Origin of the sequence: Photobacterium satsumensis (genome assembly GCF_050336935.1) — a bacterium.
Taxonomy (GTDB): domain Bacteria; phylum Pseudomonadota; class Gammaproteobacteria; order Enterobacterales; family Vibrionaceae; genus Photobacterium; species Photobacterium satsumensis.
Map to the genome: position 1 here is coordinate 85,166 of NZ_JAKJSK010000008.1, position 14,175 is coordinate 99,340.

The 14,175-nt window shown below is 50.3% G+C and carries 7 protein-coding genes; 3 read left to right on the forward strand and 4 right to left on the reverse strand.

Features of this window, described 5'->3' with window-relative positions; translation table 11 throughout:
• Positions 1-57 precede the first annotated feature (57 nt).
• The 4 genes from L4D79_RS16620 to yddG all read right to left on the reverse strand — a co-directional run bounded on the left by L4D79_RS16620 (position 58) and on the right by yddG (position 4,625).
• Positions 58-1,050: an arginase family protein gene (locus tag L4D79_RS16620; RefSeq protein WP_428652690.1), complete on the reverse strand. Its 993-nt coding sequence runs from the start codon at positions 1,048-1,050 to the stop codon at positions 58-60.
• Positions 1,051-1,069: 19 nt separating this feature from the next.
• On the reverse strand, positions 1,070-1,768 hold the full coding sequence (locus L4D79_RS16625) for an IclR family transcriptional regulator (RefSeq protein WP_428653064.1): 699 nt from the start codon (positions 1,766-1,768) through the stop codon (positions 1,070-1,072).
• A 284-nt stretch (positions 1,769-2,052) separates the two neighbouring features.
• Positions 2,053-3,564 (reverse strand): PTS transporter subunit EIIC, encoded by a 1,512-nt coding sequence (locus L4D79_RS16630; protein WP_428652691.1) that lies wholly within the window; start codon positions 3,562-3,564, stop codon positions 2,053-2,055.
• Positions 3,565-3,743: 179 nt separating this feature from the next.
• Positions 3,744-4,625, reverse strand: a complete 882-nt coding sequence (gene yddG / locus L4D79_RS16635) for an aromatic amino acid DMT transporter YddG (protein ID WP_428652692.1) — start codon at positions 4,623-4,625, stop codon at positions 3,744-3,746.
• 364 nt (positions 4,626-4,989) lie between these two features.
• Between yddG and L4D79_RS16640 the strand changes: the two genes are divergently transcribed.
• The 3 genes from L4D79_RS16640 to L4D79_RS16650 all read left to right on the forward strand — a co-directional run bounded on the left by L4D79_RS16640 (position 4,990) and on the right by L4D79_RS16650 (position 14,174).
• Positions 4,990-10,005, forward strand: coding sequence for a 2-oxoacid:acceptor oxidoreductase family protein (locus tag L4D79_RS16640; protein ID WP_428652693.1), 5,016 nt, complete (start codon positions 4,990-4,992; stop codon positions 10,003-10,005).
• 2 nt (positions 10,006-10,007) lie between these two features.
• Entirely contained in the window at positions 10,008-12,791 is a 2,784-nt protein-coding gene (locus tag L4D79_RS16645; RefSeq protein WP_428652694.1) for a sulfide/dihydroorotate dehydrogenase-like FAD/NAD-binding protein, read from the forward strand.
• A gap of 333 nt (positions 12,792-13,124) precedes the next feature.
• A complete protein-coding gene (locus L4D79_RS16650) occupies positions 13,125-14,174 on the forward strand; it encodes an HlyD family secretion protein (RefSeq protein WP_428652695.1) in 1,050 nt (349 codons plus the stop codon).
• Position 14,175 lies beyond the last annotated feature (1 nt).

Genomic DNA, 14,175 nt, shown 5'->3' on the forward strand with positions numbered 1-14,175 from the left:
CCATAAACAAAAAGACCTCCAATATGGAGGCCTACAATGAAATGTTCTTGTCAAACTCTAGCGAGACTTGAGGAGATGATGAAGCAGTGACACTGCCAACCGAGCTGTCTGACTCTGATAATCGTACTCTGGATTGAGGCCAGCGATATCGACCACCCTGACTTTATTGCTGGCCATGGCTTGGCTAAGCACCATTTCAACCACAGCCAAATTGACACCGAAGACTCGAGATAGGCTCACCCCACCTGCGATTGCAGAGGAAAATACCGATAGGTCGATGCTCAGGTGGATATGGTCGACTTGATCAAGGTACTTGGCAACGACCGACTGGATCCGCTTGCGGTTCTTCAGTTTCATTTCGCTATCAAGCAGCCATAGCGCACCCAGTTCATTGGCATAGGCCATCGTCGCCTTTGTATTGATATGATCACACATCCCCAGCCCCAAATAATGAAAAGCACGGTTATGGGTATGGCAAAAGGCCGCAACAGAATGAAATGCAGATCCGGCCTTCACGGCCAGTGAACGACGGAGCTGGAAGTTCGCATCGATATTGATGATACCGATCCGGTTACCTTTCAAAAACGGTAAGATTGGGCTCTCTTCGCCAGAGCTGTCATTACCCGTTTGATTCACGGTATCAGAGAGCGCCTGATAGCTACCGATAGCGACTTCATGCCCTCCGCCAAGCATCACAGGCAAATGTCCAAGCTTGAGCATGGCGCACAGCTTGGCGTATTGGGCAGCGCGCATGGTATCAAACTCATCTTCCTTGATACCAAAATAGCTCTGAGCTTCAATCACACCCGCATCATAGATCGGCAATGCCCCTGAATATGGGATTTTTAGCAGCATCTGCCTGATACTGTCCGGCCCCTCTTTGGCTCCGGTATAGATATCGTAATCACTCAGGCTCAAGTCACTGGCCAGCCCAAGTATCACAGCCCCAACCTTTCGTTGCTCGGCATAAGGCTCAATCATGGCTCTAGGGTGCGTAGTAACGGGGTGACCTAGGAAGGAAAATGGAAACCAACGTTTTACATCCAGCATGATTGCTCCTTATGTACGGTTATAAGTCCGGAGGCAATACCCTCGCCGCCTGCAGGACTGAGAAAATTATCGCGTTCTTACTCTTCTGAACTCGCTCTTGCGGTGCCATCACACTCACCGCCCCGACAATTTTGTTGCCGGTAAATACCGGGGCACTCACCCCGGAAACGCCGACGTCATACTCCGATGTACTGATGGCGTAGCCGTCTTTTTTTATCTGCGCTAAATCATGCAACCAATGGGTAATCTCATCAGGCTCTGTAATACCGAAATGATGCAATGTTGCCATTACCCTTTGTTCCGGTAGATGAGCCAAAATCACCTTGGCAGAAGCACCACGGATCAACGGCTGGCTCTGGCCTTCCTCATAGGCACAGCGCAACGCATGGGGACTATCGACCCGAGCGGTACACAAGGCCCTGAAACCAACAGGCACCAAATATGCGGCCATCTCTCCGGTCTGTTGCTGGATCCGTTTCAGTACCTGATGTACCCCGCTCGAAAGCGGTGAGAACTGCTGGAAATTACGCAGTAGTTGCAGCGCCGCAGGACCAATGCTGTAACAGCTTTGTCTCGGGCTCTCCTCTATCAGGTTCCAGTTCTTGAGGATTACCAAATAGCGGTAAACGCTACTTTGTGGCATGCCTGTCTGTTCACTTATTGCCTGTGCTGTGACAGGTTCATTCTCTGACGCAATATGCATCAGAACCTGAAGCATCTTCTCATTGGCATTTAATTTATATTTATCTGTTTTCAAAGCATTTCCTGTCGGTTGTATATGGTTAGGCGACACGTTCAGTAGCTACCATCGCGCCGACCCCTCTATTTACGCGCAACAATAATCATGGTTCAACCACTATTCCCACAATGTAAGAATCACCATGATATACAAGCCACCTATTCCCACAATTTGATAATTTTATGATGGCAATAAAAAACGCCGACCTAGTGGCCGGCGTAAAGCACAGAACATATTATCGAGTAATGCTTAATTAAAGATACTCACACAAGGCTAGGGGTAGGCTCTTGCGGCTCCTCACTCATTATTTCCGCAACAAACTGTGCTTTGGAACCTAGAATAATTTGCAGTCCACTGCCTCCGACTTTAATGACTCCCATCGCTCCGAGGGCCCTGATCCCTTCTTCATCAACCAAGGAAAGATCTTTTAATTCCAAGCGAAGGCGAGTAATACAGGCGCCGATAGATTTAATGTTCGCTCTGCCCCCTATTTTATTGATAATTTCATTCGCCAATTCTTGGTTACTCAGAGTGATCTCCACCGTTTGGTCAGATTCACGTCCTACCGTTTTGAAATTAAACTTGCGAATGGCTACCCTAAACACGGTGTAATAAATCAGTGACATGATTGGCCCCCACAAGAAGATGTTCAGCCAATTGGTCTTAAATCCATCCATCGCTGGCAAGATACCGAAAGAAACAAAATCGATAATACCCGCTGAGAAGGTTTTACCTATGTGAATATCTAGCGCATAAGTCACGGTATAAGAAATACCAGCCATGACAGCAGAAAATAGATACAGCAGAGGCGCAACAAAAATAAACGCAAATTCAACTGGCTCAGTAATCCCGGTGACAAAAGAAGTCAGGGCCGCTGAACCTAAGATACCCGCCGCAATTTTTCGATTTTTATCATGCGCTTCATGGTACATCGCCAAACACGCAGCAGGGAAAGCAAACATATAGATTGCAAAGTTCCCAGAAAGGAACTTACCCGCATCTTGGTACTGATCAGTCGAGAAACTTGTCACCCCGTCTTCCAGCATCTTAAACCAAATTGTGTAGTCGCCATTAACCACGGTACCGGCTGCCGTTGTGTATTCACCAAACGAGAACCAGTAAGGACTATAGAAAATATGGTGCAGGCCGACGGGGATCAGCGCGCGCTCCATGAAACCGTAAATGAATGTAGAAACATACATGTTACCGCCGTTAGCCATTACCGACAGTGCATCAATGCCTGACTGAATATAAGACCATATATAAGGCATTACCAGGCCTATAAGAAAAGCACTGAACGCGGTTACGATCGGAACGAAACGCTTGCCCGCGAAAAAGCCCAAAAAGTCAGGTAAGGTAATATTACAGAATCTGGTGTACATATTGGCCGCCAAGATACCGGCAATCAGGCCACCGAACACGCCGGTCTGCAGTGTAGGTATTCCCATCACCATGGCATACCTACCCCCCGCCATCGCCATTTCAGGGGTTATTCCTAATGCGACCCCCATGGTTGCATTCATTACCGCCATTGCAACCACTGCCGCCAACGCAGCAATCCCGGAATCTTTACTCAGCCCGACTGCAGCGCCGACAGCAAATAGCAATGCTAAGTTATCAAAAATAACACCGCCAGCTCGCATCATCAGAGGTAAGTCAAGTTTTGCACCAAAAGCGAGTAACAAACCGGCTGCGGGTAAAATAGATATTGGCAACATCAAAGCTTTACCGATGGATGACAGCTTTGAGACACCATGTTTGATCTTTTCAATCATAACCTGTCCTTGTCTTTAATTATGTAGTTAGGGAATTCTCTGTTTCACATCACGAATTCAATAAATGACATGTTATTGAATATAAGCGCTCTGAAGGTTACAAAACCGGATGGGTTTGTAAGCTACAACTTACAAACCCATCTGTTTGCTATTGGGGGGAGGGGGATTTGGTAGGTTACTTATCTTTTACGGGTCAAGTACCAGCAGCTTAGCGAGGCAAGTGTCACCATCACCACGCCCTGCCAGAATGTCGCCCCCAAGCTGATTCCGAAGATCAGGGCCGAGAAAAAGGCAGACAATATTGGCGTGAAGTAAGACAGGGTGGCAAGCAGCACCATGTTGCCACCGATAATGGCAATGTTCCACAGCCCATAGCCACCCGCCATGGCGACCGCTGCTAATACCAAGTTCAACAGCGCTTCGCTACTCCATACCATTGGCGGCTGTTCGGTCAGTAAATATTTCACCCACAGCGCGACCGCAGTAGCAATGAAGAACCAGGCAATCGCATTCTGACCATTTGCCAGACGCTTGGTGATATTGCAGTAAATCGCCCAAATGAAGGCACCACTGAATGCCAAGGTATAACTCACCGGGTTGGTCGCCACATTTGAAGCCAGCCGAGTCAGTGACAAGCCCTGATCGCCACTAACCGTCCAAGCCACCCCGATAAACGCCATCGCCATCGCCGGGTACAACCATTTGCTGACCGGTTGTCGGCTTACTACTACCGCTAGCATCACGGTTAAGGCTGGCCAGAGATAATTGATCACACTCATCTCGACAGTCTGTACCCTGTCGTTCGCCATTCCCAAAGCCAGTGCCAAGCACATTTCATAGCTGACGAACAACCCGCCACCAATTAACAGATACCGGGGAGAAAACCGGCTGAGTTTAGGCGCGCCGACCACTACCACCAGCAATACCGAACTCAAGGTATAAATCATCGCTGCACCACCGACAGGTCCCAACTGCTCAGCAACATTTCGGATAAAGGCAACAATGGTGCTCCATAGCAGGATAGCGACACATCCAGCCAAGGTAAATTTATGTTTCGACAACAAAAAAACCGCCACAAAAAAAGAAAAGAAAGCGGCTAGATTATCAAGCTTTTGAGGCCAACAGTTAACCTATTTTGTTATCGATTCTCACTTAGGATAAACACACATTGTTAGTGAGGTTTTTGTGTTTAATTTGTGACCGTATGAGCAAAGCTGCAAGTGCAACTAGTGTAGCATTTAGACCATAAGCATCAGTTGGTCAAATCAAGAGCTATCACTTGTTTTATGTGATTTTTCACCAAAATGCTCTGGTTGATAAGGTGCAAAACGGCGCATAAGCCGTGAAGTATTTTGGTGAGGAGTAAAGAATCGACCCTCTAGGAAGTCGACCGAATAATAATCACATACCAAGGAGCTATGTCGTATGTCTACACTGACACAAAGGAGCAATACGTCCCAGGGCACACCAACTTACCCAGGCCAATCAACCGTAATACATGGAAATGGCGCCGTCGCGCATGTTATGGATTACGTTTGTGGCGGTGTCATTGGATACCCCATCACCCCTTCGACTGAAATATCAGAATTATACGAAGCATTCAGGGCGCAAGGTGGTTGCAACGTATGGGGACAGCACCCCTTCTTCTTCGAACCCGAAGGCGAGCATTCAGCACAAAGTGGTGCATTAGGCGCGGCTCTGACCGGCGGCAAATACATCTCAAACGCCTCTTCCAGCCAAGGTATTCTGTATGCCTTGGAGTCTCACTATGTCACCGTGGGCAAAAAAGCCGCTGGCTTCGTATTGCACGTTGCTGCGCGCTCGGTTTCTCGCCATTCATTGAATGTGATGGCCGGCCATGATGATGTTTACGCCCTGCTGTCTGCAGGCTACACCACCCTATTTGGCAGCAACGCTCAGGAAGCGGCGGATCTCGCGGCGATCTCATACCGAGTCAGTGCACAGTCGCTGATCCCTGTCGCCAATACCATGGATGGCTTTGCCACCAGCCATATTCAGAGCGAAGTGAAGCTTCCCGAGCCTGAATTGCTCAAGCAATACCTTGGGGATCCGACCGACCGTATTGTGGCCCCAACCGAAGCCCAGCGTATGCTTTACGGCGCGAAAGGACGGGTCTGGCAGCTAGGTCAATTCATTGATAAGTACCAAGACCAGTTCTGGCCTGAAAAGCTCAATGACTTAAAAGGCTACATCGCCAGCAACAGCGAAGCGATTGAAACTGACAGCAAAGGCCAATTCATCGAGTTGACCAAGCCATTCTTACCTGATGGCCTGCATAAGAAATGGCAACGAACTTGGCTCAACGCCTATGAGAAAGACACCCGCCAGCGAGTTCCTGCACTGGTTGATACCCATAACCCAGGGCTAACCGGTGGGGTTCAAAACCAGCCTGATTACCAAGCAGGGATTGTCGATCACCGCAGCCACTTCCAAAATGACGTGCCGCAGTTCATCGAGCAAGCCATGCAGGAATATGGTGAGCTTACCGGTCGCTTCTATGAGCCAGTAATGGACTTTATGTGCGACGATGCCAACTACGTCATTGTCGGCCTAGGCTCAGTAACCGATGATGCCGAAGCCGTCGCAGCCCATTTGCGTGAACAAGGCCAGAAGGTCGGCGTTATTTCCATCAAGCAGCTTCACCCATTCCCAGAAGCACAAATTGTCGAAAAACTCGCCGGAAAACTCGCGGTAACCGTTCTTGAGCGCTGTGATGAAACCCGCTTGACTGCTCGTATCTCCCGCGCCCTATTCAAAGCACAGGAAAACGTACAAAAGCCACGGCATAAAGGGATCAAACCGCTACAGCATATTCCGTTGATTAACACAGGTATCTTCGGGCTTGGCGGGCATGATCTTCAGCCTAAGCACCTTATTGCCGCCTTTGACAATATGCGTGCCGAAAACAACCAGCCATTCTTCTACTTGGGTAGCCAGTTCTTTGATGCTAAGGCATCAGGCGAACTCAAAGAGATCCAAGACCGCTTACGCGCAGCCTACCCAGATACTGAACTGATGGCGCTGGAAACCGGTGACAACCCTAATTTACTGCCGGAATCTGCCCTTCGAGTCCGTTTCCACTCCGTCGGTGGCTACGGCACCATTGCGACCGGTAAGTTGTTGACCGATATCCTGTCCGGTGCACTGGGGCTGCACTCTAAGTCGATGCCAAAATACGGCTCGGAAAAAAGTGGGGCGCCAACCAACTTCTTTATTTCGCTCTCGCCAGAGCCAATAAAGATCACCAATGCCGAGTTGCAGCAAGTTGAAATCGTGCTCTCGCCGGATCACAAGGTGTTTATGCACACCAACCCGCTTGCTGGCTTGACCCGCAACGGTACCTTCATCCTGCAGACCCATCACGAACCAGAGCAAGTGTGGCAAGAGATCCCTGCCAGTGCTCGCCAGTTCATTCGTGAAAACAATATCAACTTCTATATCGTCGATGCCTTCAAGGTAGCCAGAGAGCAGGCACCATCCGCTGATCTTGAAATCAGGATGATGGGTATCGCCTTTATTGGCGCACTTTGTGGCCATGCGACGCAAGTAACCCAAGGCGCTGACGAAGCCTCGATGCTTGAACGTATCACTCAGCAAATTGCCAAGAAGTTTGGCTCCAAGGGTGAAAGAGTCGTAGCCAGTAACATGGCGGTGATCCGCGAAGGGATCCACGCGACCAAGCAGGTTTGTTACACCGATTTCAGCGATGCCGATATTGAAGCAGCGGCGGCATTAACCACAGAAGCACCCAAGCAAAAACAAGCCAGCTGTGGTCTGTTCGACCCATCCTACTTCAGTAATATCGCAGGTAAGCACTACGCGGACGGGACCATCGGCGAAGCGCCGGTTATTCCGGGTTCGGGCATGTTTATGCCACCAGCCAGTGCGATCACCAAAGATAAAGGCCTGTTCAGGCTCAATGCACCTAAGTTCGATGCCGATAAGTGTACCGGCTGTATGGAATGTACTATCGCCTGCCCTGACGGTGCGATCCCGAATGCAGTACATGAACTGCACGACATCCTATACGTGGCTATCGACAAGCTTAATATCCCACCAACGCAGCGTGATGGGCTGAAAGCGAAAATGCCGCCGATTTTGGATGCCGTACGCCAGTACTACCGCACCGCACCGAAAAATGAATCTCAACCGTTGCACCAAGTTGTTGCCAACGTGGTCGATACCATGACCTTTGACGACCCAGCCGTTACCCAGCAAATGGCCGGGATCTGTGTGGCACTGGAGTCGCTACCAGTCAGCCGCACCAAGCCTTTCTTCGATGCAATGGAGAAAGCCATTCCCGGTAGCGGTGGTTTGTTCTCCGTCGCTATTGATCCGAGCAAGTGTAGCGGTTGTATGGAGTGTGTCGATGTCTGTGGCCCGAATGCACTGCAGAAGGTACGCCAGACTACGGAAATGAACCAGCAAATGCACGAGCTGTTCACCACCTTGGCGGAAATGCCAAACACCCCAGCCCGCTTCTTGCAGCAAGGCGTTACCGACGCCAGCGAATCGAAGCGTCTGTTGCTTGATCGCAGTAACTACTATGCCATGAGTTCAGGTCACGGTGCGTGTCGTGGCTGTGGTGAGGTCACCGCCCTTCGCCTTGCGACTTCAATCAACCGCGCCTTGCAGCAGCAGCGTTACCAGACGCACATTGCTAGCCTTGAGGACATGATTGAGAAGCTTGAAGACAAGCATCAAGCAGTGGCAACTATCGAGGCAGAAAAAGCCCGTGCCGAGCGTATTGCCCGTACCATCAAAGTACTAGAGAAACGCTTGTTCCACTTCGAACACGGTCCAACAGGCAATGGTCCATCGGATGCGCTGATTGCCAACGCAACCGGTTGTAGTAGTGTCTATGCCTCTACCTTCCCAGCCAACCCATACAATGACCCATGGGTGAACAGCTTGTTCCAAGACACCCCTGCTGTTGCCAAAGGCTTGTTCGAGGGTGAAGCGGCCAACCAGTTAGAGCAGTTCAAGGCGCTACGTACTGCCAAGCTTGAGCTTGAAGATATGTACGATGCCAACGTGCATGATAGCCAGCTTCGCTATCTGGAATGGAGCCAGCTATCCGATCAAGAGCTCGGACTATTGCCAACCGTATTCAGTATCGGTGGTGATGGCGCGACCTATGACATCGGTTTCGGCGCACTATCTCGTTTGTTGTCCACCAGCACCCCAGTCAAGGTGTTCGTACTCAATACCGGTAGCTACTCCAACACCGGTGGTCAGGCATCAACCGCCAGCTTCACCGCGCAGGACTCCGACCTCAGCCGCTTTGGCAGTGCCCACAGTGGTAAACAGGAATCGCGCAAAGAGCTTGGTATCATTGCCACCTTCCACCCGAAAGTCATGGTTGTACAAACGTCTACCGCACTGCAGGGCCACTTCATGTCGAACTTGATGGAGTACCTGAACTATCAAGACGCCCCTGCGCTGTTTGATGTCTATACCCCATGTATGGGTGAGCACGGTATTGCCGACGATGCCAGCACCCGCCACTCACGCTTGGCCGTCGAGAGCCGCATGAGTCCGGTCTTTGTCCATGATCCTCGTAAAGGCGAGACCTTGGCCGAGCGCTTCTGTATCGAAGGGAACCCTGAACTGCAACAAGATTGGGCTACCCATACCATCAGCTATATCGACAGCGACGGTATGACACAGTTGAAACAAGTGCCGTTCACCCCGGCGGACTTCTCACTCTATGAAGGACGCTTCAAGAAGCACTTTAACCCAGTTACGGAAGCTCAAAACGCCATTGAGGTGGCTGAATACGTCACAATGAGTGCCGATGAGCGCAATGGAAAAACACCGTTTATCTGGGCAACGGATAAGCAGCAGCACCTGATCAAGCTACAAGTCTCCAGCTCAATTGTCGCCCTGACCGAAGAGCGGTTACGCAACTGGCATATGCTGCAATATCTCAGCGGCCAGCATGTCACCAATATTGATCAGCAATACCAGCTGCAGATCAATGAATGGAAGCAGCGTTACCAAAACGCGATGGATAGCAACGAACAAACTATCGAAACCATCGCCAATGGCTTGGCTGAGTTGGCAATGGCAGCATCACCCAATGTCGCTAATGCCATTCCGGTCACCCAAATAGAGGCAGGTTCAAGTAATACGCCAGCATCCGACAATATCGACGGTGCCCTACCCCTCGTCGCCATTAATGAAGATGAAAAAGGCCAGTGTACCGACTGCAAAACCTGCTACCAGCAATTGAGCGAGTTGTTCGAGAAGACCACAATTGTTGAAAACGGTGAAGCCAAGGTCATCAGCCAGGTGATCCCTAACGCACTGGAAACCGTTCAGCTTAGCGATGAATTGGTAAAACGCGCCTCTCGGATCGCCGATGAGTGTGATGCAGAGATCATCCACTTCAACGCGCCTGCATCGGTGGAGGTGTAGTTATGAGCGACGTTTCTGTAAAACCAGAACCGACACAGACCGTGTCGCAGGCTCAAAGGGAGCTGATGCTAAAGCGCATGGAGCAAAATCCACAGCGCTTCCAGCAGATGGTCATCGATGAGAGTATGCAGCTCATCCGCGAGACGCTAAAGCAAGGTAAGCTCTCGGCGGAGTTTACTGGAAAGCTGTGGCAACTATTGCTCGCCAATAATGAACTCAGTGTCGCCCTACAGCGCTATTTATGGCGTATTCCGCTCAAGCAAAAGCGTGCCTTTGTGCAGGGGCTGGATACTCACCTGTCTGAGCGCTACCCAATGTTCAAAGGGCTTTCCGCCGGATGGCCCGGTAGCAACAACATACCGCCTTACGTGCGCCCTGCCGAAGAGCGCAGCAAGGACTTTGACTTAGTCAGCCAAGGCTACCTGGGTTACATGGGGCTAGGCTATAGCCTACGTGAAGTCGAGTTGTTCGTTTGGCTCGAAGTGATCCGCGACAAGCAGTGTGAAGATCGCCCATGTGAAATCGGCGTTCCCCAGTGCGATCGCGACGGCAATCCAGCGGAAGAAAATGACGGCGGGTGTCCGGTTAAGATCCACATTCCTCAGGTACTCAACCTGATGGGTGAAGGTCGCTTCAAAGCTGCATTTGAGCTGGTTCGCGATGCCAACCCGTTGCCGAATGTCACCGGCCGGGTCTGCCCGCAGGAGCTACAATGCCAAGGGGTGTGTACCCATAACGACAGGCCTATCGAAATCGGCCAGTTGGAATGGTTCCTTCCCCAGCGTGAGCGCGAGCTTTCCAACGGTGAGCCGCCAAAAGCGGCTGACATCAACCCTTGGGTTGCTGCTGCCAAGCCACCTGTTGCCATTGTCGGCTCTGGACCTTCGGGGCTGATCAATGCCTACCTGCTCGCCAAAGCGGGTTATCCAGTCACGGTGTTCGAGGCATTCCATGTCTTGGGCGGCGTACTGAGGTACGGGATCCCTGAGTTCCGTCTGCCTAACCAGTTGGTTGATGATGTGGTCGAGAAAATTAAAGCACTCGGCGGCCGCTTTGTGGCCAACTACATCGTCGGTAAAACCGCGACTCTTGAAGATCTTAAGCGCGCAGGCTTCACCCGTATTTTCGTCGGTACTGGGGCGGGTTTGCCGCGCTTTATGAATGTACCCGGCGAGCATTTGCTGAACATTATGTCGGCCAATGAGTTCCTGACCCGCGTCAACCTGATGCACGCTAACGAACCCGACTATGAAACCCCTATGCCGGATATGGAAGGCAAGGAAGTGATGATCATCGGTGGTGGTAACACCGCGATGGATGCCGCCCGAACCGCCTGCCGCTTGGGCGCGAATGTCACCATTGTCTACCGTCGTACCCAGCAAGAGATGCCAGCCCGTGTCGAAGAGCAGCACCATGCACTCGAAGAAGGGGTTATGTTCAAAGAGCTACGCTCACCTTGCGAATTCAACGGCGACAAGAACCATACCCTGGCCAGTGCAAAACTCGATGTGATGGCGCTCGGCGAGCCTGATTCGTCAGGCCGGAGACGCCCGCAGTCTACCGGTGAATTTGAGCTGATGAAGGTTGATTTTGCCATTATGGCACTGGGTAACAGTTCAAACCCAATAGTCAAAGACGCCAACCCAGACTTGAACACCTCCAAGTGGGGTACATTACTACTGAACAAAGGCTCACAAGAGACTTCACTTAGTGGTGTGTACAGTGGCGGTGATGCCACCCGTGGTGGTTCTACCGCTATCAAGGCTGCCGGTGATGGACAAGCAGCGGCAAGAGAGATCATGGGTCACCTTGATTTCAATGCCAAGGAAGTTGAAGGCTTGGTGGCACAAGCCAGTCAATATACAGACATTGGACAAACTGCGCCTAAAATTGTCAAACGTCGTCAATTAACTGAAGAAATTGTCGAGTTCACTATCACCTCACCGCTGATTGCCCGATCAGCCAAGGCTGGGCAGTTTGTCAGAGTGTTGGCTGACGAAAAAGGTGAATTGATCCCATTAACCCTTGCCGACTGGGATGCCGAAGCCGGAACCATCGAGCTGGTCATCCAAGGTTTGGGCACCAGCTCCAAACTGATCAACCAGATGCAAGAAGGTGATTGCTTCGAGGCCATTGCCGGTCCTTTGGGACAAGCAAGCCATGTGGTGAAACACCCTGACAACCAAAGTGTGATCTTCACTGCTGGCGGGGTTGGCTTACCGGCCGTACACCCTATCATGCGTGCCCATCTGGAAATCGGTAATAAGGTCACCCTTATCTCCGGTTTCAGGAGCAAAACCCATAGCTTCTGGGCTGAAGACGGCGACAAGGTTGAAAACCTCCGTACGGCCTACCCTGATTTATTTGATGTGGTTTACACCAGTAATGATGGTACTTTCGGCCTCGAAGGCTTTGTGACGAACCCGCTGGAAGAGCGCTTGGTACAGCATAGAGAAGCGAATGACGCTGACTCCGATCAGACGATTGCAGAAGTCATCACCATTGGCCCACCTATGATGATGCGCGCGGTGAGCGATCAGACACTGGGCTACGAAGTCCCTTGTGTTGCCAGCCTAAACTCTATCATGGTGGATGCCACCGGCATGTGCGGTGCCTGTATGGTACCGGTGATGGAAAATGGCAAACTGGTTCGTAAACACGCCTGTATCGATGGCCCTGAAATCAACAGCCATGTCATCGACTGGGATAAGTTCTTACCAAGGTTTAACCAGTTCAAACCGCAAGAACGCCAGAGCCAGATAGCGCATAAGCTGATTGAGGAGTAATTGCCTTATCAACGACTAAACAAAGCGGCTAACTCTAGTTAGGCCGATAACGCCAAAAGGATCTCACTGTAAAGTGAGATCCTTTTTTCTGTCCGGATGAGCAATGATTACTCAAAGAGGTATTCGTCCGCATTGCTCTAAGACTTAACAATCAACAGTCATATTTGATCACAAGTATTCAATCACTTTGATCTTGTGGTTACCGCTGCACCACTAAGCACGTACCAGAAAAGAAATGTATTGCGGCTTTGGCAAACCACACACAATTAATGTTGCACCTGAAACAAAAATAGATATACTAGCGCCACTTTTTATTGTTTCAGGTGAAACATTATGATGAATAAAGCATATCAATGGATACTCTATCTAACGCTCGGTCTAAGTGCACTCTTCGCACTTTTCTTGGTTGCAAGCGATAACCTTGCTCCGTTTACGACTCAAGCGCAGCTGCACATACCAACAAGCCGGATCGCTGCTGAGGTATCTGCCCCTGTTGTAGAATTGGCGGTTAAAAATGGCCAACAGGTCAATAAAGGGGAGCTGCTAGTTCGTCTAGATCCAACTCGTTTTCAATTGGCGTTGGCACAAGCAAAGGCAGGGTTAGTTGAAGCGGAGCAAAATTATCAGGCCAATAAACAACATCTGCATGGTGCAGAAGCAACACTTCGTCAACGTGAGCAGGAAGCCGTAAACGCAGAGCGAAAGCAAAAACGAAATCAACAGCTCATGGCACGAAAGTTAGTCAGTCAACAAGCCTTGGATGACAGCCTTGCAGATATGATTGTTCGCCAGCAAGCGGTAGAAGCTGCACGAGCCAATATTGAACAAATAAAGGCTGAATTGGCTCAGAGTAGTGATAATGGCGCCTTAGCTGTCGCCCGTACACGCGTCGAATTAGCTGAACTCGATTTAGAAAATACGACCATTGTCGCTCCCGTCGATGGGGTGATCAGTAATCTAAACCTCAATTCAGGAACCTACGTCAGCGCTGGTAGCCCTGTACTGTTTTTGGTCGACCGCGATCGTGCTTGGATCAATGCGGACTTTAATGAAAAAGGTGTTTCTCACCTAACAGCAGGGACTAACGTTCGTTTAGTTTTCGATGCATTGCCTGGGGAGGTATTCGAAGGTCATATTCAAGGACGGGATCTCGCTATTTTTGATGCAAGTAGTAATAACAGTGGTCTGGCTAAGGTAATTAACGATGACCGTTGGATAAGAGAGCAGCAAAAGGTACGCACTCAGGTTTTGTTACCTATGGTTGATCACTCTTTGTTTTCTGGCTCTAAAGTCAGCGTGATGGTGGTATCGGAAACGAAGTACTGGGACGTTCTTGGTCAAGTATGGATGAAAACGCTCACTCACCTACGCTACCTCGTGTAGT

Bases quoted from the DNA above. Each gene is read 5' to 3' on its own strand.
- L4D79_RS16620 (WP_428652690.1), bottom strand. From the start codon at position 1,050: ATGCTGGATGTAAAACGTTGGTTTCCATTTTCCTTCCTAGGTCACCCC.
- L4D79_RS16625 (WP_428653064.1), bottom strand. From the start codon at position 1,768: ATGCTTCAGGTTCTGATGCATATTGCGTCAGAGAATGAACCTGTCACA.
- L4D79_RS16630 (WP_428652691.1), bottom strand. From the start codon at position 3,564: ATGATTGAAAAGATCAAACATGGTGTCTCAAAGCTGTCATCCATCGGT.
- L4D79_RS16640 (WP_428652693.1), top strand. From the start codon at position 4,990: ATGTCTACACTGACACAAAGGAGCAATACGTCCCAGGGCACACCAACT.
- L4D79_RS16645 (WP_428652694.1), top strand. From the start codon at position 10,008: ATGAGCGACGTTTCTGTAAAACCAGAACCGACACAGACCGTGTCGCAG.
- L4D79_RS16650 (WP_428652695.1), top strand. From the start codon at position 13,125: ATGATGAATAAAGCATATCAATGGATACTCTATCTAACGCTCGGTCTA.